Origin of the sequence: Corynebacterium sp. HMSC05D08, from assembly GCF_001807215.1 — a bacterium.
Lineage (GTDB): Bacteria > Actinomycetota > Actinomycetes > Mycobacteriales > Mycobacteriaceae > Corynebacterium > Corynebacterium striatum.
In genome coordinates this window covers 249,837-273,384 of record NZ_KV788340.1, presented here as the reverse complement: position 1 = coordinate 273,384, position 23,548 = coordinate 249,837, and the positions used below count along the sequence as shown (strand labels likewise).

Here is a 23,548-nt window from a genome sequence, read left to right as displayed (position 1 = left end):
ATCTGAAGCTTCAATCTTTGATGATATGTGCGCAATCTTAGGGTGTGGCGAAGTGTGGCATTGTCGCAGGTGAGAGATTGTCTCAAAGTGATAACGGGGAGCGTTGCCCGAGCGTTTATTGCGAACATTTCGGAATTGTCAACAGAAGATAACGGGGCGGTAACAGCGTCCTTTTTTGACGGAAAATTCGACACGGGACGTGATGATTTCGTAACCTACTTGAGACATTGAGTTGCCGACACGAGGCACTCAATACGAACTGAAGATTTAAGCGCCGCATCTGGCCCCTCCTGAACCGGGGGCCGAGTGGAGATGTTTCTACAGGAACGAAACATCAACGAACGCTAGGCCCGTCCAGGGTCAGAGCTTTGATTATCCGATTCGCTCGGAGGCGGCACACTTTAGTCCCAGCAAAACATCCTTTGCTGAACTGAGCGTGTGCAATCGAAGTAGGCGCGCAGGAAGATTTGGAGTTTATTTCGTGGCTAAGCATCGTCGTCAGGGCGCAATCAACACCCGCCGTATCGCAACCACCGCAGTTGCAGCAGCATCCGCAGCCGTTGCTGTCCCGGCAGTCGCACAGGGTGCAGAAGTTGTTATCCCTAACACCGACTTCCGCTTTGAGGTTGCAGGACTGGAAAACGTCCCGAACATCAACCAGGTGCCGAACATTCAGCAGTATGTTCCTTCCCTGCAGCAGGCAAACGTAAACTACGCCGCGTCCGTACAGGCTCCTGTTCCGGCTCCAGCCGCAGCACCGGTTCAGTCTGTAGGGCAGAAGGCACTTGCAGCAGCGCGCTCTGCAATGGGCTCCCCATATGTTTACGGTGCGGCAGGCCCTAGCGCATTCGACTGCTCTGGTCTGACCTCTTGGGCTTACCGTCAGGCAGGCGTTGAGATTCCTCGCACCTCCCAGGCTCAGGCAGCTGGCGGCCAGCAGGTCTCCCTTGATGCCCTGCAGCCAGGCGATATCATCGTCTATTACTCTGGCGCCTCTCACGTCGGTATCTACACCGGCAACGGCACCATCATCGACGCTTTGAACTCCGGTACCCCGGTTCAGGAGCGTTCCCTGCACTACATGCCGATTCACTCCGCAGTTCGCTTCTAAGCGTCCGCCTGTTTCGGTCTAAAGGCTCTTCTCGTCCATCTCTCGATGGAACAGAAGGGTCTTTTTATGGTTTTATTGAGACTCGTGCCGGTATAGAAATCGGCAGCTCCATGCGCTATCATCAAGCAGTCTTTTAATATTTTCTAAGCCTTGGGAATTTCGACGTGCTTTCTTCGACTTTGCGGGCTCGCCGCACAGCAACCGCGGCTTGCGCTGCAGCTCTTGCTTTTTCTGCCGCCTGTGGCGCTGTCACTGCGCCTGTAGCTTTTGCTCAGGAAGTGGAGGACACTCAACCAGAACAGTTGCAGCAGCTCATTGACCGCGTTGTGGAAGTAGCGCAGCGCGTTTCCGCAAAAAGCGAAGAGGTGAAAACGCTCGAAGATCAGCTCAGCGAAGCTGAAAAGGAAGTCGTAGCCCTCCAGCAGCATGCCGATGAAGCCAAGGCTGCAGCGGAAGATGCTTCAGTTGCCGTTGCGGCTCAGCAGGGCCGCATCAACGGCATTGCACAGTCTCGTTATCGCGGAGATTCCCGTAGCGCTGTGTCCGCAGCGCTCAATGCAGCTGACACAGCCTCGGCTGTAGAGCGCATGGGATACTTGGGCGCACTTTCCCGCACCGCACAACGTCATCTTCTGGAAAAGTCTGCAGCCGCGCGGGAAGCGCGCGCTCTGCAGGAGGAGGCCGCTGCCGCAGTCAAGGCCGCTCAAGATAAAGCTGCCGATCTCAAGGTCAAGCGTGACGGCCTAGTGAAAGAACAGCAAGAGCTCGAGAAACAGAAGAAGGACATCGAGGCACAGGTCGATAGCCTGAACGAGGAGCAACGTGCTGCCTTCGTTGGACGCTTCGGTGCTCAGAACATTGACCTCGCAGCGTTAGCAGATGGCTCCGGCTCAGAGGCAGTGGCCGCGGCTCTCACCCGTATCGGTGCGCCCTATGGTTGGGGTGCAACGGGTCCGGATACATTCGACTGTTCTGGATTGATGGTGTGGAGTTATCAGCAGATGGGCAAGTCCATTCCGCGTACCTCCCAGGCGCAGCTCGCCGGCGGCACGAAGGTCCCGCTTGATCAGCTCCAACCAGGTGACATCATCGGTTACTACCCAGGGGTAACCCACGTCGGTATGTACGTCGGTGATGGCCAGGTCGTCCACGCTTCGACCTACGGCGTTCCAGTCCAGGTGGTTCCGTTGGACTCTATGCCTGTTCAAGGCGCAGTGCGCTACTAGAGTAGGGCGCATGGCGCGCACTCTACTGGTTACTAATGATTTCCCGCCCACAATCGGCGGGATTCAGTCTTATCTACGGGACTTCGTTGACACGATCGATCCTTCCGAAATCGTGGTGTTTGCCTCCACCCAGGACGCGGAAGCCGCCGCGCTTTTCGACTCTGCCCAGCCCTATACTGTGGTGCGGTGGCCACACAAAGTCATGCTTCCGACTCCCGCAACTGCGCGGGAGATGCAGCGCCTCGTCAGGGAGCACGGCGTCGTCAATGTGTGGTTTGGCGCAGCAGCCCCCTTGGCGCTGATGGGCAAAGCGGCCAAAGAGGCCGGCGCGCACAAGGTTGTCGCGACGACGCACGGTCATGAGGTGGGGTGGTCAATGCTGCCTCTCGCGCGCCAAGCCTTGCACGAAATCGGTCGGCACGCTGATGTCATCACGTATATTTCTGACTACACATTACGTCGCTTGACTGCGCCCTTCGGGCCTGGTCCGCGGTGGGTTCATCTTCCTTCCGCTGTGAGCCTCGAGGATTTCTCTCCCGCGGATGCGGCGTCAAAACAAGCTGCGCGAGCTCATTTTGGCCTTTCTGAAGGACCAGTTATTACCTGCATTTCCCGCCTTGTTCCCCGCAAAGGGCAGGACCAGTTGCTGCGTGCGCTTCCGCAGGTACGGCAGCGTTTCCCCGATGCCCAATTACTCATCATAGGCCGTGGGCGATACCGCGCTGCCCTCAGCGAACTGGCTGACATCTATGCCCCCGACGTAATTATCCGGGAAGCGAAGGACTCCGAAGAGCTCCAGCAGGCATTACATGCGGCGGACGTTTTCGCGATGCCTGCACGCACCCGCGGCAGAGGACTTGATGTTGAAGGCTTGGGAATTGTCTATCTGGAGGCCCAAGCCTCCGGAATCCCGGTGGTAGCAGGTGATTCCGGCGGCGCCCCAGAGACTGTGACGCCAGAGAGCGGAATCGTGGTACATGGTTCAAGCGTTCCTGAACTAGTCGAGGCATTGTGCACTTTGCTTGGCGACGCCTCCCTTGCTCATCGCATGGGCCGCGCCGGACGCACGCATGTCGAACAGGAATGGACGTGGGAGATCATGGGGGAGCGTCTTCGCCGAATTCTCGATGAGGAGTAGCAAAAGCGATACAACGGCTGCGGGGTATTCGCTTGATCGATTCTTCACTGGCGCGCAGAATGTGAACATTAACCCACATGGGGTATATCCTTTTGTGCATGCTTGAACACGCCCATCCTGCCGTCGACTCCGGTCTCACCATCGGTTTCGACATTGGCGGCACCAACCTTCGTGCGGCGGCTATCGACGCCGATGGCGAGATCGTGGACTCCGTGAGCGTGCCGACGGCCAAAGTCGCCACGCAGCTTGAAGATGACATTGCCCGTGCAGTCGAGGAACTCAGTGCAACCCACGAGATCTCCGCCGTGGGGCTGGCTCTCGCGGGATTCCTTGACCCAGAGTGCGAAACCGTGCGTTTTGCCCCGCACTTGCCATGGCGCGATGCGCCCGTTCGTGAGATCTTGAGCAAAAGGATTGGCCTGCCGGTGCGTCTCGAACACGACGCAAACTCGGCAGCCTGGGGCGAGTGGCGCTTTGGCGCGGGCCGCGGCGCAAAGGACTGGGTGTTCTTCGCAATCGGCACCGGAATCGGTGCCACGCTCATGACAGAGGACAAGATCTACCGCGGAGCCTTCGGCACCGCCCCAGAGTTCGGCCACCTCACCGTGGTTCCTGGCGGACGTGAATGTTCGTGCGGCAAGCGCGGCTGCTTGGAGCGTTATGCGTCGGGCACCGCACTGCCAGACACCTGCGAGGAGCTGCGCCCGCAGTATGAAACAAAGCTTCCGGCCAATGCCACCGGCGTGCAGATTACGCAAGCGGCCCGCGAGGGCGACCCGCTGGGGTTGGCCGTTATGGAGAACTTTGGCACGTGGCTGGGACAAGGCTTGTCCATCGTGGCAGATGTCTTGGACCCTGAACTCATCGTTGTGGGCGGCGGCGTCGCCAATGACGCGGATCTCTACCTAGAGCGCGCACGCGAGAACATGGCACGACAGATCGTGGGCGCTGGACATCGCCCACTGGCCCGCGTGGCCACTGCGGAATTGGGTTCAGCCGCGGGTATGATTGGCGTTGCTGACCTTGCCCGTCATGGGCTCACCGTAGGTTAATTAGACGACAGGGACTTCACGATGCGAAACAAGTGGTACTGGGCCTTTAAGAACATTTTTTTCGGCCCTGCTCTGCGAGTATGGAACCGCCCATGGACCGAAGGAATGGATAATATTCCAGCCGAAGGCCCAGCCATCCTTGTTTCGAACCATCAAGCAGTGATGGATTCTTTCTTCTTCCCTCTCATGTGCCCGCGCCAAATCACGTTCTTGGCCAAGAGCGAATACTTCACCACACCAGGCGTGGTTGGCCGTGCACAGGCTTGGTTCTTTAGTTCCGTTGGACAAGTTCCGGTAGAACGCGACAGTGACGCTGCAGGCGATGCCATGCTTAAAGCTGCCAAGAAGATCCTCGACAGGGGAGACCTCTTTGGTATCTATCCAGAAGGTACCCGCTCTCCAGATGAGCGCATCTATAAAGGCCGTACCGGCATGGCCCGAATCGCCATGGCCACCGGCAAGCCCGTCATCCCAATCGCCATGATCGATACCCGCAAAGCGAACCCCATTGGTAGTTGGGTCCCGCGACCCATCAAGGTAGGGATGCGAGTAGCCAAGCCCATCGATCCGCATGCGTGGGTGGCCGAACGCGGCCTTAACCCAGAAGAGCACGAGACCATTCGTGCTTTCACCGACTTCGTGATGCATGAGCTCGCTGAGTTGGCTGAGAGCTCCTACGTGGACCTATATGCATCGGACGTAAAAGCATCGCTGCAGGCAGGCCACGGATACCCCGCTGGGGCCGAACCAACTGGGGAGGCACGCTAGCCATTGAGCCCCTCGCAGCCTCGATTAGCGTGGCCGGACATCGCCAAGGGCATTTCAATCCTAGGCGTTGTCCTTTTGCATGTCACCCTCACCGTTCCCGAATCCAGTGAGACTCGGCTGGCCGCTTTCAATGTGTGGCTTGATCCCCTACGCCTGCCGTTGTTCTTCCTCGTCAGCGGCTATTTTTCTAGCAAGGTCTTTAGCTTTACTTTCCCACAGCTCTTTGCCCGACGCCTGTGGTATTTCCTCGTGCCCTACGTCGTGTGGATGGCGGTGGAGCTGCAAGTAAAGCGTGTGGAATTGCATTGGGTTTTCGAAAGCCCGTTGTTTGACCGCAACGAGATGCTCTTCAACATGGTGGTGGGCCACACCATGGCGTGGTTTATCCACGCGTTGATATTCTTCAATATTTTCTTGTGGTGCGTGCGCAAGCTGCCCGGGTGGCTGGCGCTGCTGCTGAGTTTTGCACCCCTGCTCTTTATGGCGTGGCAGGCGCACTACACGGTCATTGCTAAAGCGATGATGTTCCTCCCAGTGTTCGTGGGCGCTGCCTTCTTCCGCGACTGGATTACCCGTTTCGCAGCAGAGGCAGAGGCCCCTTTCCAAGGCCGTTTTACTCGCACAACATTCTTCGTCTACGCGGGAGTCATTGCATCTTATGCTGGTGGTTTCCTGTTCCGCCGCGCCTGGGACGAGTACCCACAGGAGGTCTTTATCCCGTGGCCGCTTCCTGGTGCGGAATATCTGACTTCGAACGAGGTCCACATCATGGTCCGCTTTGTTGAGCAGACACTCGAGGTTCCTTTTGGCATTGTCATGGCCATTTGGGTTTCTCATTTGCCCAAAGTCTCTACCGCCTTGCGCTTCGTGGGCTCGCATACGCTGCCCATCTATCTGGGGCACCCTATCGGCTTGACAATCGGCTACGGTTTCTTCATGGCTTGGTTCCCGCACACTGTCTCTCTTGACGGCCAAACCCTCCTGGACAACACGCGGTTCTGGCTCATCGCCTGCTTTGTCTTCGCAGTTTTGGCTGCCTTGGCACTGTGGGCGCTGGGCAAAGTACCAATTGTTGGATGGCTTCTTAAGCCTCCGTCGATTACGCATCTGGTGGAAACAGCCCCGCGGCGCGACCACCCAGAAAATGAGGCGTCGTTAAGCATGGGCGCAGGGCCCACGAGACCCCATCGCATTCAGATCTAGGCAAGGCAACTAAGATAAGACCCCGTGCGCTACTTCTATGACACCGAATTTATCGAAGATGGAGAGACCATTGAGCTGGTCTCCATCGGCATCGTTGGGGAGGATGGTAGCGAATACTATGCGGTGTCCACGGACTTCAACCCCGCCCATGCCAACGCTTGGGTGCGCGAAAACGTCCTAGACAAGTTGCCTTCCCCGAGTAACCCCGTATGGAAGTCGTGCGAGCGCATCCGCGAGGAGCTGCTCGAGTTCTTCGCCGCCCACGCCACGCCGGTGGAACTGTGGGCCTGGGTTGGCGCCTATGATCACGTAGTCTTGGCCCAGCTCTGGGGTGATATGACCGGTCTTCCTAAGCGGATGCCGCGTTTTACGCGCGAACTCAAGCAGTACTGGGAATTTGCCGGCTGCCCCAAGCTGCCGCCGGTTCCGCAGGGCAATCACGATGCGCTTGTCGACGCCCGCCACAATCTCGCAAAATTCCGCGCCTGCATGGATGTACTACCCCTAGGAAGGGCCAACCAAGTCACTATCTAGCATCTAACTAACGCGCGACAGGTTAATAATGGTTAAATAGCCATGTGAGTTGGACAGTAGATATCCCTAAAGAAGCACTTCCGGACCTCCCACCATTGCCAGCAGGCATCGAGGAGCGATTCCAGGACGTCATCGCGCGTGATGCGAAGCAGCAGCCCAGCTGGGATCAGTCCCAGGCAGACAACGTTCGCAAGATCCTGGAATCTGTTCCACCGATCGTTGTGGCCCCAGAGATTGAAGAACTCAAGCGCAAGCTTGCTGACGTCGCCCTGGGTAAAGCATTCCTCTTGCAGGGCGGCGACTGCGCTGAGACCTTCGAGTCCAACACTGAGCCGCACATCCGCGGCAACGTGAAGACCCTCCTGCAGATGGCCGTGGTGCTCACCTACGGTGCCTCCACCCCTGTGGTCAAGCTCGGCCGTATTGCCGGCCAGTACGCTAAGCCGCGTTCTTCCGACGTCGATGGCAACGGTCTGCTCAACTACCGTGGCGACATCGTCAACGGTGTGGAACCCACCGAGGAAGCTCGTCGTCACGACCCAGCCCGCATGGTGCGTGCATACGCGAATGCGTCCGCAGCGATGAACCTCGTGCGTGCGCTGACCTCTTCCGGCACCGCTGACCTGTACCGCCTCCACGAGTGGAACCGCGAGTTCGTGGCCAACTCCTCGGCGGGTGCGCGCTACCAGGCGCTTGCCAATGAGATCGAGAATGGCCTTGCTTTCATGAATGCTTGTGGGGTTTCCGATGAGACGCTGCGCTCGGCGGAGATTTACTGCTCCCACGAGGCATTGCTCAAGGACTACGAGCGTTCCATGCTGCGTCTCGGCGTCGATTCTAACGGCGAAACCAAGCTTTATGACTTGTCCGCACACCAGCTGTGGATCGGTGAGCGCACCCGTGGCTTGGAAGACTTCCACGTCAACTTCGCCTCGATCATCGGCAACCCAGTGGGCATCAAGCTCGGCCCGGGCGTTACCCCGGAGCAGGCCGTTGAGTACGCAGAGAAGCTCGACCCGAACCGTGAGCCGGGCCGCTTGACCATGATCACCCGCATGGGCCACGACAAGGTGCGCACCGTGCTTCCGGCAGTAGTCAAGGCAGTGGAGGACTCCGGCCACAAGGTTGTTTGGCAGTGCGACCCAATGCACGGCAATACCTTCACCGCATCGAATGGCTACAAGACCCGCCACTTCGACAAGATCGTGGACGAGGTGCAGGGCTTCTTCGAGGTACACCGCGAGCTGGGCACCCACCCAGGTGGCGTGCACCTCGAATTCACGGGTGAGGACGTCACCGAGTGCCTGGGCGGCGCAGAGGACATCACTGACGTGGACCTGCCGGGCCGCTACGAGTCCGCAGTGGACCCGCGCTTGAATACCCAGCAGTCGCTGGAGCTGTCCTTCCTCATCGCAGAGATGCTGCGTAACTAGGCGAAGAACGTCGGCATAGAACCGTATTGGCCGGAGCCAAACCACCACCCGCCCAAGGCGACGGCAACGGTTGCTAGCCCAACGAACGCCAAGAACAGCAGCAGTGTGAACACGTTGCGGTTGCTTAATGGGCGCTCGGCTGGCTCGTCTTCAGCGATGTGCGACAGCGCGCCCTGAGGCTGGGGCTCCAGCGGCGCCTGTGCGTGATAGTTAGGTGCTGGATACTCCGCGCCGCGTGGGACCACAGGTGGAACTGGTGGCGCGACGAAGGGCGGAGCCGGCAAATCCGCGCGAGTTTCAAAACTCAGCGGTGCGCGGTGGGGGATATCCGCAGGAGGGGTCTGCGGAATGTATTCGGTCGCTGCCTCTGGGGCAGGGGCTGTATGCTGCTCTGCGGGGGTTGCAGAGGGAGTATCGATAGCGGTGGTCGCGTCAAAGACGTGCGTGGCGCCGGTTCCCGAGAAGTCGGTGGGCTGTTCAGCTGTGCGGGCGGCCGCTGCGTTGCGCGGAACTGGAACGGTGAACTCCGGCAGATCTAGGTCCTGTGTGACGTCGTCAAGAGCGTCGAGGAACTCCCCGGCGTCGGCGAAGCGCTCGCTGGCTTGGCGAGCGGTTGCGGTGGCCACGAGAGCGTCGAAAAGCTTCGGCACCCCGGCAATGCGTGACGACGGCGCCGGAACATCGGCGTGCAGGCGCGCTGTCGCGTGTTCCATCGGGGTCGCGCCACTAAATGGCACGGTGCCGGTGAGCAGCTCGAAGAGAACCACGCCCGCAGAATAGACGTCGGATTCAGGCGTGATCGGCTCGCCCGTGACTTGCTCAGGGGAGAGGTAGGACACCGTACCGACGATCTGGTTCGACGCCTGCTCGGCCGCCGCGGAGCGCACCAGACCAAAGTCACCGAGCTTCACCCGGTTATGCGAGGTAATGAGCACGTTGTCCGGTTTAATGTCGCGGTGTACCAGGCCAGTGCGGTGCACCTCGTCCAGGCCCATGAGCATCGGGTGCATCACGGCGGCAGCCGCATGCGCAGGCATGGGTCCGCGCTCGGCGAGCAGCTCGCGCAACGTGCCGCCCGTGATGAGTTCCATGATGAGGTAGATGGGCACGCCTTCGGAAGAGAAGTCATGCACGGCAACGAGATTGGGGTGCTGTAGCTGCGCCATGGCGCGGGCCTCCCGCTCGAAGCGCTTCACAAAGGCAGGGTCGTCCTGGTAGCGCTCGTCCATGACCTTGGCGGCCACAGCTCTGCCTAAGCGCAAGTCAACGCAGCGATACACGGTGGACATACCACCTTGCGCGATTGGCCGATCAACTCGATAGCGGTCTTCGAGTACGTCGCCTATTTCCAGCCTTGTCATGCATTCCAGTATGGCTGATAGGGACGCAGATGTGGTATCCAGCTAAGGTTGTGTCTGTGAGTAATGCAGATACAAACAGTGCACGGACAAACAACGTAGAGACAAACAACGCGCAGAACAATTCTCCTGCTGACAAGACGCAACAAATCGCAGCCCTGCTGGCTGATGAGAAGTTGCTGACATTGCAGGAAGTGGCGGACAAGCTTGATCTTCAGATCACCCGCGTCTTCGACCTGCTCAACGCACGCAAGTTCATCGCGTGGCGCGACGGCGAAGGCACCCGCTACGTTCCTGCTTCCTTCTTCAACGAGAAGGGCGTTATTTCCAAGTACGTTTCTGGCGTCATCACGGTCTTGACCGACGGCGGCTTCAACGACGACGAAATCTTCGTGCACCTGTTCACCGAGGACGATTCCCTTCCGGGCCGACCCATCGACGCACTGCACGGTCACCTTGCGCGCGAGGTCATCCGCCGCGCGCAGGCTTCGGCCTTTTAGGAAGCTTCGGGGGAAGATGCGGGGGCGTCGTCAAGCACAGAGCGTGGCTTGGCGGCGCGATCCCGCTCCCGTAAACCGCTGCCGAGGTTTTCCGGCAGCCCAGCAAAGATCCACTGCGTAAGCGCCCATGCGGCCACGACCATGCCGATGTCCCACCACCAGTTGTAGAGCTGGTGGTTTCCGTCGCCGGAGAAAGCTACGCCGATAAATAGCGAGACGCCCGTGGTGATCTTGATGAGCAGCAGCGGCGGGCGGAATGTGCCCATGAGGGTCAACACCGAGGCGTAGTACCACGGCAGAGTTACAGAGTTGAACACGAACGCGACCTGGTAGGCGCCAGCGGTACCTGCGATGGCGCGGTTGATGGAACCGCGGCCCAGCCACCACATTAAGACCAAACCGATGAGCATGAAGACCATCGAGATGCTGCGCAGCATACCCAGTACACCGTTGTATGTGGTCTCTGGGCTAAAGACCTGGATAAGCGGGATGAGGACGTCGGCTGCGAAGGTAGGGCCGGCGAGGGGATTGACCACCTTGGAGTTGCCGCTGATTTGGGAGAGCCATCCCCAGGAACTGCCCGAGACCCATGTAATGACGGCGACGGATAGAGCTACCTCAACCAACGCCACGATTCCAGAGATGACGAATGCGAGCACCTGTTTGGCGACGCCGCGTTCCCGCGGTGCGTGGTGAAGCACCATCATCCACACTACGAAGGGTGCTGCAAAGATGGCCGTTGCCTTGAGCGCCACGGCCACGCCGATGAGGATGAGGCCGATGTGGAAGCGCTTGTGTACCGCGGCAAGCAGGCCCAGGGACACGAGGGCCACCATGACGGACTCGTTGTGCATGCCACCGATGAGGTGAAGGACAACTACCGGATTGGCCACACCCAACCACAGTGCCAAAGCGGGGTCGCCGCCTAAGGCGCGGGCCAGGCGGGTAATTGCGAAGACGATGACGGCAAAGCCGAGGACGGAGATTGCCTTGTAGACGATGATTCCTGCGGCGACGTTATCGCCCACTAGGCGCGTGACGCCTTCGGCGGTCCACAAGTGCAACGGGCCATAAGGGGTGGTGGTGTTGCGCCAGTCATGGGAAACCTCAAGCAGAAATGGTCCCGGGTTGACGGCTGCGCCCTCGGTATAGGGATCGAAACCATCGCGCACCATGGCGCCTTGCATGAGATAGGAGTAGACGTCGCGGGAGGCAAGAGGTGCAGCAAAGAGCAGTGGAGCGATCCATGCGGCGAGCATGCGACGGATCTCGCGCAGGCCTCCGTCAGGAGTAGGATTCTTCAGCTGCGGCGCGACCACCTGGCGGCCGGCCAGGATCCATGCAGCGACGAGGCCAAAGAGGCCGAACCAGTAGAGAACCATGCCCACGTTGCGGCCGTGCCCGTAGGCCAAGAACCCGATGTTGAGGGCCTCCAGAAAACCGCCTCGGTTGCGCGTAGCGCCGCCGGAGAAGGAGACAATCATCAAGATGATGGAGGCAACGATGCCCACCGGTAGTGCATTGGGCAGCTGCAGGCTATACACCTTGTGCTTTGGGCCTGCGGTCTGAGGAGCAGGGGAGGCAGGAGATGTAACTGACATGCTGCCTACATTCGACGAGCCGTGGCCTTGATGGCCAGTGCCTCGAGGGTCTGAGTGACGTCGGCATCAACCTGCGCCTCGCGGAGGTGGCGCAGCCCTGACTCGGTGAGAGCGGTGATTTGCTCTTCAAGCAGCGCTGGGGCGCCGGAGTCCTCGATGATTTGCGCCATACGGGCAATGTCAGCGGGATCCTCGGTGTTGCCGATGAGACTACGCAGCGTCTTGGCAGCGGCTGGGTCCTTCGCATCGGCGTGCTGGAGCGCCAAGGAAAGGAGGACGGTGCGCTTGCCTTCGCGCAGATCGTCGCCAGCAGGCTTTCCAGTGATCGCGGGGTCGCCGAAGACGCCGAGCTGGTCATCGCGCAGCTGGAAGGCGATTCCGATGTCGCGGCCGTAGCCACGGAAAGCGTCGATAAGCGCAGGCTCGGCGCCTGCGACTGCGGCACCAAGGTGAAGCGGTCGCTCGATGGTGTACGCGGCCGTCTTGTAACGGTTGACCGAGTTGGCTAGCGCTAGGTCCTCGGAACCCGCGGCCTCCAGCGAAATGTCTAGAATCTGGCCGCCGATGACCTCGGTGCGCATACCTGACCATGGGCCGCGAGCGCGATGCAGCGCGGCGCCGCTGAGGCCGGAGCCCTGCAGCATGTCTTCGGCCCATGCGAGTGCAAGATCGCCAACCAGGATGGCTACTGATTGACCGAAGAAGTCGGCATCGCCGTGGTAGCCCTTGGCCCTGTGTTGTGCTGCGACGGCGCGATGCACAGTGGGATTTCCGCGCCGGGTATCAGAGGAATCGATGATGTCATCGTGGATAAGCGCGCACGCCTGGATGAACTCCAGCGATGAGGCGGCGGTGGCCATAGCCTGGGCATCCTCGCCGCTCTCTAGGCCGTGCGCGCCGAGGAAGCCAGCCCACGCGTAGGTGGGGCGAATGCGCTTGCCGCCATCGAGAACGAAGGACTCTAGGAAGTTCGTTGCGTTGACAACGGGTTCACCAATTTCTGCAACCTCGGGGCGACGCTGTGCGAGGAACTCGCTGAGCTTTTCGCGGGCGAGGTCGGGGAACTGCTCGATGGTGGGAATGCTGTTGTCTTTCACCCCTCACACGTTACCTGTTAGGGCAGACGTTTCTAATTAGGTGGCAGACAGGGGCAACCGTGCCGCGAGAATCGCAAAGGCGCGTTCGTCTGCGGGGTATTCGAGGTTGCGTAGGACATCGAAGAATCCCACTTTGCGGTAAAGGCCAAAAGCGGCGTTTGCCTCGTTGGGGACCTCGGGCGTGGATAACAAGAGATAGGAGGCTGGCGCGTTCCACGCGAGTTCCTCGATGAGGCAGCGGCCTAAGCCATGGCCCTGCAAGTTAGGGGTGACATGAATCTCGGCGAGCTCGAAATAGTTGTGCAAGATGTCCAGTTGCCCGGGCGTGGGGCCGCCGGCCTCGGTGAAACCGCGGCGCAGCTGGCGGTCCCACCAGGTGTCCGGCGTACCGACAAAACCGTAGGCCAAGCCCGCGATGCCGAATTCATTTTCGGCGATAACCGCAGTGAATCCGGGACGCATGACATCAGCCTTCCACGCGTTAATCCGGTTAGCCCGAATGGTGGGGTTATAACCCATGGCTTCGATGTAGATGTCCACCAACTGTGGGGCCAGCATGGCGAATTCTTGGGGGCTCAGGCGCCGAATTTGAAAACTCACACTTCTAATAACAGCAGACTTAGGGGTTGTTCGACAACGTAATTGCGCAGCTTTTCTGTTTTTAAAAATGAACATCGGGTGTAGATTTTCGAAAGTTAAAAACGCTCTGAAATGGAAAAACTATTGCACTATTCGAACAAGTGATCTAAAATGAAGGTAGATGTCCGGAAGGCTCTTTAGATTGTTAGTCAATACCAGCGAAGGAGGAGCATCATGGCACAGGTAATTTCAGCTACGGCCCAGTTCAGGGGGTCGCGCGCGGCAGTAGGCGCATTCAAGCGTGACCGTTTTATGGAGCAAGCAAGCGACTTGCTAGCGCAAGCTCGTGCCATGGCTGCTGCGGGCCGTTGGGATCAGGCGCTGGAGTTTGCTTATCAGGCGGGCCTCCGTACGGCCGGTGCTCGTATTGCGGACTCTGCGGTGGCAAAGCGGCGTCGCCTTCCGTCGAGTGCTTGGGCGCAGCTCGCACTCGTTGGGGGAGAGGAAAAGGAATGGGCTGAGCGCTTTGGTGCTTACTCTCGTCTTCGCTCCCGGGTGGCCTCTGGCTTGGAGGACGCTCCTTCGGACGAGGTTGTCCTTGAAGTGATGGCCTTGGCGGCGGAATTCCTTTCCTATGTGGAAGAGGAAATGGGCTTCGGCTCCCTTGCTGCGTAAAGCGGGAAACTGGGATATGTTCGGCGTGTTGTGCCCCAGTTATGTGGGGGTAGACTGTATTTGCGGGAACTTACTGATTACTCTGGGCGTTAGATAATTAGTAGTTCACAAAATATGGTGTATCCCAAAGCGTGTGCGGCCAGCATTTGTGCACTGCGTTGTGGAACTTAGCCCTAGACCCATTGAAATCAGTTGGAGGAACAGTGTCGCTTTCCGAGCACGAGCAGCAAGCTCTCCGTGAAATTGAACGGTCCTTATTGCAGGATGATCCTAAGTTTGGTTCCTCTGTTGCTGAGGATTCCGGCTTCGGTGGCAACGGTGGTGCGATTACCCTTCGAGGTATTGCGCTCATCGTCGTGGGTCTCTTGCTCTTGGTGGGCGGCGTAGCCCTCGCGCAGCAGAACCTCTGGTTTGTCAGCATTTCTATCGTCGGATTCCTTGTTATGTTTGCCTCTGGCGTGTGGATGCTGCGTGGGCGCAAGGAGAAGGTGCCGTCTTACTCGGATGCTCGCGCTAAGCAGAAGTCGGCTGGTGGTCAGGGCGGAGTAGGCGGCCGTCTGGAGGAGAACTTCCGCCGTCGTTTCGAGGAGCGATAAGCGCCAGCGCTGAAACAAGCCGAATTTGTGGGTTGAGCCCGCATTCCTAACTTCCCAAGCGGAAGAGGGGATGCGGGCTTTTTGCGTTCAGCCCTTTGTGAGATTCCCACTTCAAGGTTCCCACTTTCTAATCCCCACTTTGCCCCATATTCCCCACTTTCTCCCACATTCCCCACTTTGCCCCACCGGGGGGACGTTTGGGTTGAAGTTGTGGCGGCGCTTTCTAGAAGTGCAACCCTGGAATCCCAGACCTTGTGGTCGCTGTTGTCGGAGTATGGAGTGTGAGCAAAACTGACCTTGACGTCTGGTTTTCCGGGTCTGCTGTTTTGGGAAATGGGTAAATGGCGTCGGATGGTGCGCGGTGTGCGGGTGGAGAATTCACAATATAAGGGGCTATTGCGGCCTATGGTGCGCAATATGTAGGTGTTACATGTGGGGCCAAAGGGGTGGTTGTGGGGTGGTGTCAAGGGGGTAGCGGGGATTTCTTCCCACCGTTAAAACGGTCGTCTACCTCGATCGATCGAGTTGGAATTCTTTGAACACGCGGCTTGGGGTGACAGAAGTGGGGGAAAGTGGGGTAGAGTGGGGCGCAGTGTGAAAGTGAGCGTCAGAATTTCGAGTAACTCCCGAGGGTTTGGCGCAAGGTTTCATGCCAGAGGAATCCGGAGTTTCGAGTGACAGGAAGGTGGGCCCGGGATGTTTCTGGGTACCTACACTCCCAAACTCGATGACAAAGGGCGGCTTACGCTTCCCGCTAAGTTCCGCGAAGATTTGGCTGGTGGCCTTATGGTCACCAAAGGTCAGGATCACTCTCTAGCGGTTTATCCGCGTGAGGAATTCGCGGCGCGTGCACGGAAAGCGGCAGCAGTGTCTCGCACCAACCCAGACGCGCGTGCGTTTATTCGTAACTTGGCAGCAAGTGCGGATGAGCAAAGGCCGGATGGACACGGGCGAATCACTCTTTCAGCCGCACACCGCGAATACGCAAACCTCTCAAAGGAATGCGTGGTGGTCGGTTCAGTGGACTTCCTCGAAATCTGGGACGCAGCCGCGTGGGCTGAGTACCAGGCGCAAACTGAAGATGCTTATTCGGCAGCAGACGCCGATGACGTACTCGCTGGTTTGCTCTAAAGAGCAAAGGGCAGCGATGAGTGCGTGTACGGACTCTGCCCGAGGTGGATGCTCTGGTGTACTTCCCCGATATCAGAAACCTGCCTCGGACAGGGCCCTATACGCACTTTTTTGCTCTGTGGGACCGATTGAGGAAAGGGGGTGACGAGCAGTAATGACGGCTCAAGACAAGAACACTGACAACGTAGCCAACAACATTAACTACGACATAGCCGAAAACCACGGCCATGTTCCAGTCATGCGCGAGCGTATGGCTCAACTGCTCGCGCCCGCAATTGAGGCGGCCGGGAGCAACGCGGTTGTCGTTGACGGCACTTTAGGCGCCGGCGGCCACACCGAGTTTTTCCTGCGGACTTTCCCTAACCTGCACGTGGTAGGCGTTGACCGTGATGGCGCATCGCTGGCCGCAGCCACCGAGCGCTTGGAGCCATTCGAGGATCGCTTTGTGGGCGTCAACGCACGCTTCGACGAGGTCGGCGGCGAAATTGCCAGGGGAGAGGGTGCAATCTTTGACATTGCTTGCGAGCACGGCATTGCTGGCGCCCTGTTCGACTTGGGTGTTTCTTCCATGCAGCTCGACCAAGTTGAGCGCGGCTTTGCGTATAAGACGGATGCACCGTTGGACATGCGCATGGACCCCTCGCATGGCATTACCGCTGCAGACGTGTTGAACACGTACAGCCATGGCGACCTTGCACGAATTCTCAAGACCTACGGGGATGAGCGTTTCGCAGGCAAAATTGCCTCGGCGGTGCTCAAGGAGCGTGAGAAAGAGCCGTTCAGCAACTCCGAACGTCTTGTCGAACTGCTCTACGCCACCATCCCCGCGGCAACTCGCCGCACCGGTGGGCATCCGGCAAAGCGCACCTTCCAGGCATTGCGCGTCGAGGTTAACCGCGAGCTTGAGGCAATCGAGCGGGTGATCCCCGTTATTACAGATGCACTACACGTCGGCGGACGCGCGGTGTTCATGAGCTACCAGTCTCTCGAGGACCGCATCGTTAAGCAGGCTTTCGCCGAGCTGGCTGCGTCTAAGACGCCAGCCGGGCTTCCGATGGATCTTCCAGGCACGGCTCCAAAGTTTAAAACGGTCACCCGTGGCGCTGAAAAGGCGAGCGCCGAGGAAATTGAAGAAAACTCCCGCGCCGCATCCGTGAGGGTGCGGGCCATAGAGAGACTCGAGGGCGAGCCTCACCTGCACCCACCGGGAGGTAGTGCATGAGCCTCTACGAACGCACTACCGCACCACACACTTCCCGCAACACCACACAAGAGAGGACCCGCACCATGGGGGCGAGCCGCGACTTTACAACCGGTACCGATACCGGAGCTGCCACGACTCTTCTAGAGCCAGGTCGCCGCGCCGTTCCCCAGCGCACTCCGCGTCGAACGCCGCACCGTACCCAGGTGCCGGCGCGCCGCGGAAACCGCTTGGGTTCGAAGCAGGTTGTTTCTTTCCGTGGCCGCCGTCTTCCACAGCAGTCGCTAAATAAAAAGAGCTCGCTTTTTACTCGTATGTCCTTCATGGCCATCGGATTGCTGATTTTCGGCGTCGTGGTGTCGATGTGGCTTTCTGGTATCTCGACTGCCCAGACCTTTGTGGTCAAGGACTTGACAGTTCGCGAGTCTGAGCTGAATAACCAGCTCGAGACGCTGAATCGTGACCTCGAAAATGTGCGCTCGGCTTCTGACGTTGCGCGGCGTGCCAATGATGCCAAGATGGGCGTACCTACCCAGCCAGGAATCGTAGAGGTCGGCCCAGACGGGGCTGTCAACGAGAAGCGTCCGGCTGAGTTGAACACTGAGTCCATTGTTGACGTCAACGGCGAGCCAGTCCGTCCGGGCCAGGCATCGAGTGATCCGAACGCAACGAAGGACATCTCAGATAGTCTCAACGAGGTGCCGCAGGGTCGTCAACGTGAGGCGCGCAATAACAATGGCCAGGCTCCGGCCGGGCAGGAATCTGCTCCGGCAGCACCGCAGGATCTGCCGAACATCCCAGCCCAAGCGCCATACGCTAACTAGCTAAAAATCCTGCTTCTTCAGAAGTGCTCGCGCGTGCCTGTGCGAGCACTTGGCTTTTATAAGGCAGAATCTTCAAGCAAGACTGCCTGCTTTGCGGGCGAGCTTCAAGACCATCGGTCACGCCGAGCCCGCAACCGCATTTAAGTGGCTTTGTATTCGACGCGGCATAAGGAAAAGGTGACTTTGTGACTCCACCAAATTCAGGTGACCGTCGACGCGGTTCCCGAGGGGAGCATGGGCGCGATGGCAGGGATAATGCTGCCGACCGCGGTCGTTATGGCCGCCAAAGTGGGCGTTCCGGTGGTCGTAGCCATCGGGGGGCCGCCACTGGATCCGCTATGCCGCGTGCAGGTTCGGCGTCGCGCCCGAGTGAGCGAGTAAAGCCTGCAACACGTGATCCGCAGGCCCAGGGCGGTGGCCGTACCGCGCGTGCCAAGGCTGCCATGGCTTTGCCGCAGAAGGCTATCTTGCGGCAGCGAGTCAAAACCGTTGTTGCTGTCCTTATGGTGGTGTTCGTGGCCTTGGTCGGGCGCTTGGCTTGGGTACAGATCGTCTGGGGTCCCGACTTTGCCGCTAAAGCTGTGGCTCAGCGATCCCGCGTGTATATCGACTCGGCTCGCCGCGGTGAGATTGTCGATCGCAATGGGCAGCGACTTGCCTACACAATGAAGTCGCGTTCACTCACCGTTTCGCCAACGCGCCTGCGCGACGAACTTCGTGAGCAGGAGGAATTGGAAGCTACCGGAGAAGCTTCCTTTGACGGGCTTGACGACGCCGCGCGTAATAAGTTTCTCGACGATAAGCTCGAAGAGCGACTAAAGGACATGGCGAAGGGCATCCCTTCCAAAATCAACGATGCTGGATTGGACACCGGCGACGTGGACGAGAAACAGATTCTGGATAAGCTGCACGCGGATACCCAGTACGAGGTTCTAGTTCGTAACGTGGACCCGGATGTAGCAGTGAAAATCGCTTCTGAGTACCACGGACTCGCAGCTGATGAGCAGCAGATTCGCCAGTACCCGAATGGCTCCATCGCGGAGAACGTCATCGGCAAGGTCTCCATGGACGGACAAGGTCAGTTCGGCTTCGAAGCTTCCGGTGACTCCACTCTGACTGGTATCGATGGCAGCTCCACCGAGGATGTTTCCACCAATGGGCAGGCAATTCCCGGCACGTTGCGCGATGAGGTCTCAGCAACCGACGGCAAGAACGTCACCTTGACCCTGGACCTTGATTTGCAGACCTATGTACAGCAGAAGCTGGAGAAGGCACGCGCCAACTCCAAGGCCAAGAATGCACAAGCGGTGGTCCTCGACGTTGCTACGGGCGAAGTCTTGGCCATGGCTAACACGGGCACCATCGATCCGAACAAAGACATCGAAAAGCAGCTCAAGGAAGACAAAACCTTCGACAACCGCAGCGTTTCGCACCCGTATGAGCCTGGCTCAGTGGCCAAAATCATCACCGCGGCCGCAGCGCTGCAGGAGGGCGTTACCACCCCAGACCAGGTTCACCAGGTTCCAGGATCCATCGATATGGCTGGCGTAACTGTTAATGATGCCTGGGATCACGGCGTCGAGCCTTACACCACCACTGGTATCTTCGGTAAGTCCTCAAACGTGGGCACTCTGATGATCGCCCAGCAGTTGGGGCAGGAGCGCTACGCCAAGTATCTCAAGGCCTTCGGCCTTGGTCAGACCACTGGTATTGAGCTGCCAAACGAGTCTGCAGGTTTGGTCCCCGACGTAGAGCAGTGGTCCGGCGGTACCTTCGCCAACCTGCCGATCGGCCAGGGCCAGTCGTGGACCACGCTGCAGATGGCCAGCGTCTACCAGGCTTTGGCGAACGGTGGTGAGCGCATCGAGCCACGCATCATTTCCTCCATCACCAATTCCAACGGCGAGAAGGAGGAGCTCGACGCTCCCAAGAAGACGCAGGTAGTAAGCAAGGAAACCGCGAAGACCACTGTGGATATGTTCCGCGCTGTATTCCAATCCGACCCGAATGGCGTCCAGAACGGCACCGCCGGCGGCAACAAGATCGAGGGATACCAACTTTCCGGCAAGACCGGTACCGCACAGAAGGTTGACGAGAAGACGGGAGCCTACTCGAACTCCGCCTACTGGATCACCTTCGCGGGTATCGCGCCTGCCGACGACCCACGCTTTGTTGTGGCAATCATGCTCGACGAGCCGCAGTCCGGAGTTAACGACAATGGTTCCGGTGGTCAGTCCGCGGCGCCTGTCTTCACAGACATCGCAAGCTGGCTGCTCAATCGCGATAACATCCCTACCTCCCCGCCTGGCCCAGAATTAACCTTGCGAGCTCAGTAAGCCCCTCAACTATTAAAACCTCAAGAAAAGTTCACTAGAAAGCTTTAGGGAGAAATGCAATGAGCGTAGACCTCCAGACCCTCGCCACCATTGGCGGCGGCCGCGTCATCGGCGATGAATCCGTCACTGTTTCGACGTGCAGTCTCGACTCGAAGGCGATTGCCGCCCGCGGGCTCTTCGCGGCCCTTCCAGGTACGCGAGTACACGGTGCCCAATTTGCCGGTGACACTGAGGCAGCGGCCATCCTCACCGATGAGGCGGGCCTACAACACCTGCAAGAAGCTGGTGAGCGTCGCCCCATCATTGTCGTGGAAGACATTCGTGCAGTGTTGGGTCTCATCGCCGCTGAAATTTACGAGCACCCCACTGAGCACTTGACCGTACTGGGCGTGACAGGAACATCTGGCAAGACCACCACGAGCTACCTCCTCGAGGCGGGTCTTCTCCACGCAGGTCACAAGGTGGGTCTTATCGGCACAACCGGAACCCGCATCAACCGTGAACCCGTGCCGACTAAGCTCACCACTCCCGAGGCTCCGACCCTGCAGGAGCTCTTTGCGCGCATGCGTCACGAAGGAGTCACGCACGTGGTCATGGAGGTCTCCTCCCACGCACTTGAGCTTGGGCGCGTGCGAGGTACCCAGTTCGATGTTGGTGGTTTCACCAACTTGAGCCAGGACCACCTCGACTTCCACCCAACGATGGAGGATTACTTCGCAGCCAAGGCAGCGCTTTTCGACGGCGCGCAAGCAGCGTCCGCTGCCGTAATCTGTGTTGATGATGACTGGGGCAAGCGCATGGCGCAGCAAGTCGCCGGCAAGCCACTGACGCTCGTTTCAACCACAGGCGAGGAAACAGCCGAGAACACCAACCAGGTGATTAGCGCCCGTCAGTTAGGCACCGAGCCCACTGGCGCACAGCACGTTGAATTGAGCTTCAGTGGGGAGACCTATTCCTTTGAGCTGCCGATGCCAGGCAAGTTCAACATCGCCAACGCTGCGCTGGCAGCAGGCATGGCAGCTGCGGTAGGCGTGGACACCGAAACCTTCCTAAACGGTGTCGAGCGCGTGGCCGTACCGGGGCGGATGGAGAGCATCAGCCGTGGCCAAGATTTCGTGGCAGTTGTCGACTACGCCCACAAGCCAGCAGCCATTGCAGCGGTCCTTGATACTCTGCGCGGCCAGCTGTCTGAGACCGGCGGACGCCTCGGCGTCGTCGTCGGCGCCGGCGGCGACCGCGACTCTTCAAAGCGTCCGCTCATGGGCGCAGCTGCAGCAGAACGCGCAGACCTCGTCGTGGTTACGGACGACAATCCGCGTAGCGAGGACCCTGCAGCCATCCGTGCCGCTGTCATGGCGGGCGCGCAGAAGGCTTCCCAGACCGCAGACATTCGCGAGATCGGCTCCCGTGCCGCGGCCATCGACGCAGTAGTGGAGTGGGCACAGCCCGGCGACGCTATCGTCGTCGTTGGCAAGGGCCATGAGGTCGGGCAAATCGTGGGTGATGAAACCCTGCACTTTGATGACAGGGAAGAAGTTGCCCGCGCTCTTGACACCAAACTCGGCGGTGGCGCGCCGGTTAGGCATGCGGAGTACGGTGACACTGTGAGTAAGGAACAAGCATGATTGCATTGACCCTCCAAGAAATCGCCGACATTACCGGCGGCCGCCTAGATTGCGTCCCAGATCCTGCAGCTGCAGTTACTGGATTCGTAGAGTTTGACTCCCGCAAGGTCACCCCAGGTGGCCTCTTCCTCGCGCTGCCAGGCGCCCGCGTCGACGGCCACGACTTTGCCGAGAAGGCCGTTGAATCCGGTGCGGTGGCCGTTCTCGCCGCGCGCCCAGTGGGCGTTCCGGCCATCGTTGTTGAACCCACCGGCAAGGTGGAAGGCGACGGCGCAAACGCCGACATCTATGCCAATGACGAGGATGGCTCCGCCGCCGCAGTCATCCAGGCGCTGTCCGCACTGGCCCGCGCCGTCACCCAGCGCCTAGCCGCTGAAGACGGCCTCAACATCGTGGGCGTGACCGGTTCCGCTGGTAAGACCTCCACCAAGGACCTCATCGCCACGATCTTCCGCGCCGCTGGGGAGACGGTAGCACCACCAGGCTCCTTCAACAATGAGGTCGGTCTGCCTTATACCGCACTGCGCTGTGACGAACACACCGAGTACCTCGTGGCCGAGATGTCTGCTCGTGGCATCGGCCACATCCGGCATTTGACCGGCATCACCGCACCCAAGGTAGGCGTAGTCCTCAACGTTGGTACCGCACACCTAGGCGAGTTCGGTTCGCGGGAGAATATCGCGCTCGCGAAAGGCGAGCTCGTCGAGGCGCTCCCATCTGCAGCTGAGGGCGGCGTCGCCGTGCTCAATGCAAACGATTCTTTCGTCGCTGGCATGGCGCCCCGCACGAATGCAAAGGTGGTCTATTACTCGGCCGTCGCCAAGCAAGGCTCCACTCCGCCAGCGCAGTACTATGCCACGGACGTGCAGCTTGACGACGTCGCCCGTGCTTCCTTCCTCATGCATACTCCAGGTCATGCGCCACTTCCGGTGAAACTTCAGGTCTTCGGTGCGCATCAGGTGTCGAATGCGCTGGCCGCAGCAGCCGCCGCCATCGAGTTGGGGCTGAGCGCTGAACTCGTGGCAAACGCGTTGTCTGGACACCGCATTGCGTCGGAGCACCGCATGGACGTGCGCAACCGCCGCGACGGAGTCACCCTGATTGATGATTCCTATAACGCAAACCCGGATTCGATGCGTGCGGCCATCGCAGCGCTGGCATACACGGCCACTGCGCGTCCCGACGCACGTTCTATTGCCGTGCTCGGCGAGATGGGTGAGCTGGGCGACGACGCTCTCGACGCACACCGTCAGCTGGGCGCAGAGCTCGCGAAGTACCACGTAAACCATCTGGTTGCTGTAGGCAGCAGCCCCAATACGCGGGCGATGGCTGAAGCTGCACAGGCAAAGGGTATAAATACTAGTGTCAGTGTCGATGTTGATGAGGCCGCAAAGATTGTTGATAGTCTCCTCCGTACCCCGCCTGTGGGCGTGGACGATTGGCCGCAAAGGGACGTTAAAGATGTCGTCCTTGTCAAAGCTTCGAATGCCCAACGCCTGTGGCTCGTCGCAGAAAAGCTCAACCAGAGCTAGTTCACGGAAATAGAAGGAACCCAAGCAC

At 59.2% G+C, this 23,548-nt stretch carries 21 protein-coding genes; 17 read left to right on the top strand and 4 right to left on the bottom strand.

Going from position 1 to position 23,548, the window contains the following annotated elements:
* The first annotated feature begins 481 nt into the window (after positions 1-481).
* The 8 genes from HMPREF3148_RS08880 to HMPREF3148_RS08845 all read left to right on the top strand — a co-directional run bounded on the left by HMPREF3148_RS08880 (position 482) and on the right by HMPREF3148_RS08845 (position 8,465).
* A complete protein-coding gene (locus HMPREF3148_RS08880) occupies positions 482-1,111 on the top strand; it encodes a C40 family peptidase (protein ID WP_046645209.1) in 630 nt (209 codons plus the stop codon).
* Positions 1,112-1,275: 164 nt separating this feature from the next.
* Positions 1,276-2,337, top strand: coding sequence for a C40 family peptidase (locus tag HMPREF3148_RS08875; RefSeq protein ID WP_366556951.1), 1,062 nt, complete (start codon positions 1,276-1,278; stop codon positions 2,335-2,337).
* Positions 2,338-2,347: 10 nt separating this feature from the next.
* Positions 2,348-3,475: a glycosyltransferase family 4 protein gene (locus tag HMPREF3148_RS08870; protein ID WP_049152164.1), complete on the top strand. Its 1,128-nt coding sequence runs from the start codon at positions 2,348-2,350 to the stop codon at positions 3,473-3,475.
* A gap of 98 nt (positions 3,476-3,573) precedes the next feature.
* Positions 3,574-4,527, top strand: coding sequence for an ROK family protein (locus HMPREF3148_RS08865; protein ID WP_034656803.1), 954 nt, complete (start codon positions 3,574-3,576; stop codon positions 4,525-4,527).
* Between the two features lie 21 nt (positions 4,528-4,548).
* Positions 4,549-5,295: a lysophospholipid acyltransferase family protein gene (locus HMPREF3148_RS08860; RefSeq protein WP_049152165.1), complete on the top strand. Its 747-nt coding sequence runs from the start codon at positions 4,549-4,551 to the stop codon at positions 5,293-5,295.
* A 3-nt stretch (positions 5,296-5,298) separates the two neighbouring features.
* A complete protein-coding gene (locus HMPREF3148_RS08855; RefSeq protein WP_005528675.1) occupies positions 5,299-6,498 on the top strand; it encodes an acyltransferase family protein in 1,200 nt (399 codons plus the stop codon).
* A gap of 24 nt (positions 6,499-6,522) precedes the next feature.
* Complete coding sequence (locus tag HMPREF3148_RS08850; protein WP_005528677.1) at positions 6,523-7,032, top strand: polyadenylate-specific 3'-exoribonuclease AS; 510 nt, start codon at positions 6,523-6,525, stop codon at positions 7,030-7,032.
* A gap of 44 nt (positions 7,033-7,076) precedes the next feature.
* Positions 7,077-8,465, top strand: coding sequence for a class II 3-deoxy-7-phosphoheptulonate synthase (locus HMPREF3148_RS08845; RefSeq protein ID WP_034656806.1), 1,389 nt, complete (start codon positions 7,077-7,079; stop codon positions 8,463-8,465).
* Here HMPREF3148_RS08845 and HMPREF3148_RS08840 read toward each other — a convergent pair.
* Positions 8,462-9,826: a protein kinase domain-containing protein gene (locus tag HMPREF3148_RS08840; protein WP_049152167.1), complete on the bottom strand. Its 1,365-nt coding sequence runs from the start codon at positions 9,824-9,826 to the stop codon at positions 8,462-8,464. The genes HMPREF3148_RS08845 and HMPREF3148_RS08840 overlap by 4 nt on opposite strands.
* Before the next feature lie 29 nt (positions 9,827-9,855).
* Between HMPREF3148_RS08840 and HMPREF3148_RS08835 the strand changes: the two genes are divergently transcribed.
* Positions 9,856-10,323 (top strand): Rv2175c family DNA-binding protein, encoded by a 468-nt coding sequence (locus HMPREF3148_RS08835; protein WP_306592344.1) that lies wholly within the window; start codon positions 9,856-9,858, stop codon positions 10,321-10,323.
* On the opposite strand, the gene HMPREF3148_RS08830 is transcribed toward HMPREF3148_RS08835, so the two are convergent.
* Genes HMPREF3148_RS08830 through HMPREF3148_RS08820 form a run of 3 tightly spaced genes read right to left on the bottom strand, consistent with a single transcriptional unit; the run spans position 10,320 to position 13,621 of the window.
* Positions 10,320-11,924 (bottom strand): alpha-(1->6)-mannopyranosyltransferase A, encoded by a 1,605-nt coding sequence (locus HMPREF3148_RS08830; RefSeq protein WP_080969995.1) that lies wholly within the window; start codon positions 11,922-11,924, stop codon positions 10,320-10,322. The genes HMPREF3148_RS08835 and HMPREF3148_RS08830 overlap by 4 nt on opposite strands.
* Before the next feature lie 5 nt (positions 11,925-11,929).
* Entirely contained in the window at positions 11,930-13,021 is a 1,092-nt protein-coding gene (locus tag HMPREF3148_RS08825; RefSeq protein ID WP_049063088.1) for a polyprenyl synthetase family protein, read from the bottom strand.
* A gap of 36 nt (positions 13,022-13,057) precedes the next feature.
* On the bottom strand, positions 13,058-13,621 hold the full coding sequence (locus HMPREF3148_RS08820) for a GNAT family N-acetyltransferase (protein WP_070509018.1): 564 nt from the start codon (positions 13,619-13,621) through the stop codon (positions 13,058-13,060).
* A gap of 213 nt (positions 13,622-13,834) precedes the next feature.
* Between HMPREF3148_RS08820 and HMPREF3148_RS08815 the strand changes: the two genes are divergently transcribed.
* The 8 genes from HMPREF3148_RS08815 (at position 13,835) to murF (ending at position 23,520) form a co-directional block, all read left to right on the top strand.
* Positions 13,835-14,275 carry an SAV_6107 family HEPN domain-containing protein gene (locus HMPREF3148_RS08815; RefSeq protein ID WP_049063089.1) on the top strand — a complete coding sequence of 147 codons (441 nt, stop codon included), beginning with the start codon at positions 13,835-13,837 and terminating at the stop codon, positions 14,273-14,275.
* 203 nt (positions 14,276-14,478) lie between these two features.
* Positions 14,479-14,871 (top strand): DUF3040 domain-containing protein, encoded by a 393-nt coding sequence (locus HMPREF3148_RS08810; RefSeq protein WP_046645215.1) that lies wholly within the window; start codon positions 14,479-14,481, stop codon positions 14,869-14,871.
* 696 nt (positions 14,872-15,567) lie between these two features.
* Positions 15,568-16,002: a division/cell wall cluster transcriptional repressor MraZ gene (mraZ, locus tag HMPREF3148_RS08805; protein WP_005528693.1), complete on the top strand. Its 435-nt coding sequence runs from the start codon at positions 15,568-15,570 to the stop codon at positions 16,000-16,002.
* Positions 16,003-16,156: 154 nt separating this feature from the next.
* The gene (gene rsmH / locus HMPREF3148_RS08800) at positions 16,157-17,224 is read left to right on the top strand and encodes a 16S rRNA (cytosine(1402)-N(4))-methyltransferase RsmH (protein ID WP_049152170.1); all 1,068 of its coding nucleotides are present in this window, start codon (positions 16,157-16,159) and stop codon (positions 17,222-17,224) included.
* Entirely contained in the window at positions 17,221-18,027 is an 807-nt protein-coding gene (locus HMPREF3148_RS08795; protein WP_049152171.1) for a cell division protein FtsL, read from the top strand. The genes rsmH and HMPREF3148_RS08795 overlap by 4 nt, the downstream gene beginning before the upstream one ends.
* A gap of 443 nt (positions 18,028-18,470) precedes the next feature.
* Positions 18,471-20,363, top strand: a complete 1,893-nt coding sequence (locus tag HMPREF3148_RS08790; protein WP_049152172.1) for a peptidoglycan D,D-transpeptidase FtsI family protein — start codon at positions 18,471-18,473, stop codon at positions 20,361-20,363.
* A gap of 59 nt (positions 20,364-20,422) precedes the next feature.
* Positions 20,423-21,988: a UDP-N-acetylmuramoyl-L-alanyl-D-glutamate--2,6-diaminopimelate ligase gene (locus HMPREF3148_RS08785; RefSeq protein ID WP_049063094.1), complete on the top strand. Its 1,566-nt coding sequence runs from the start codon at positions 20,423-20,425 to the stop codon at positions 21,986-21,988.
* Positions 21,985-23,520, top strand: a complete 1,536-nt coding sequence (gene murF, locus HMPREF3148_RS08780) for a UDP-N-acetylmuramoyl-tripeptide--D-alanyl-D-alanine ligase (RefSeq protein ID WP_049063095.1) — start codon at positions 21,985-21,987, stop codon at positions 23,518-23,520. Before HMPREF3148_RS08785 ends, murF begins: the two co-directional genes overlap by 4 nt.
* The last annotated feature ends 28 nt before the right edge of the window (positions 23,521-23,548 follow it).

Excerpts from the sequence above, each read along its gene's own strand:
- HMPREF3148_RS08870 (WP_049152164.1), top strand. The coding sequence starts at position 2,348 with ATGGCGCGCACTCTACTGGTTACTAATGATTTCCCGCCCACAATCGGC.
- rsmH (WP_049152170.1), top strand. The coding sequence starts at position 16,157 with ATGACGGCTCAAGACAAGAACACTGACAACGTAGCCAACAACATTAAC.
- HMPREF3148_RS08795 (WP_049152171.1), top strand. The coding sequence starts at position 17,221 with ATGAGCCTCTACGAACGCACTACCGCACCACACACTTCCCGCAACACC.
- HMPREF3148_RS08835 (WP_306592344.1), top strand. The coding sequence starts at position 9,856 with ATGTGGTATCCAGCTAAGGTTGTGTCTGTGAGTAATGCAGATACAAAC.
- HMPREF3148_RS08830 (WP_080969995.1), bottom strand. The coding sequence starts at position 11,924 with ATGTCAGTTACATCTCCTGCCTCCCCTGCTCCTCAGACCGCAGGCCCA.
- HMPREF3148_RS08865 (WP_034656803.1), top strand. The coding sequence starts at position 3,574 with ATGCTTGAACACGCCCATCCTGCCGTCGACTCCGGTCTCACCATCGGT.
- HMPREF3148_RS08860 (WP_049152165.1), top strand. The coding sequence starts at position 4,549 with ATGCGAAACAAGTGGTACTGGGCCTTTAAGAACATTTTTTTCGGCCCT.
- HMPREF3148_RS08790 (WP_049152172.1), top strand. The coding sequence starts at position 18,471 with ATGGCTTTGCCGCAGAAGGCTATCTTGCGGCAGCGAGTCAAAACCGTT.
- HMPREF3148_RS08840 (WP_049152167.1), bottom strand. The coding sequence starts at position 9,826 with ATGACAAGGCTGGAAATAGGCGACGTACTCGAAGACCGCTATCGAGTT.
- mraZ (WP_005528693.1), top strand. The coding sequence starts at position 15,568 with ATGTTTCTGGGTACCTACACTCCCAAACTCGATGACAAAGGGCGGCTT.
- HMPREF3148_RS08785 (WP_049063094.1), top strand. The coding sequence starts at position 20,423 with ATGAGCGTAGACCTCCAGACCCTCGCCACCATTGGCGGCGGCCGCGTC.
- murF (WP_049063095.1), top strand. The coding sequence starts at position 21,985 with ATGATTGCATTGACCCTCCAAGAAATCGCCGACATTACCGGCGGCCGC.
- HMPREF3148_RS08815 (WP_049063089.1), top strand. The coding sequence starts at position 13,835 with ATGGCACAGGTAATTTCAGCTACGGCCCAGTTCAGGGGGTCGCGCGCG.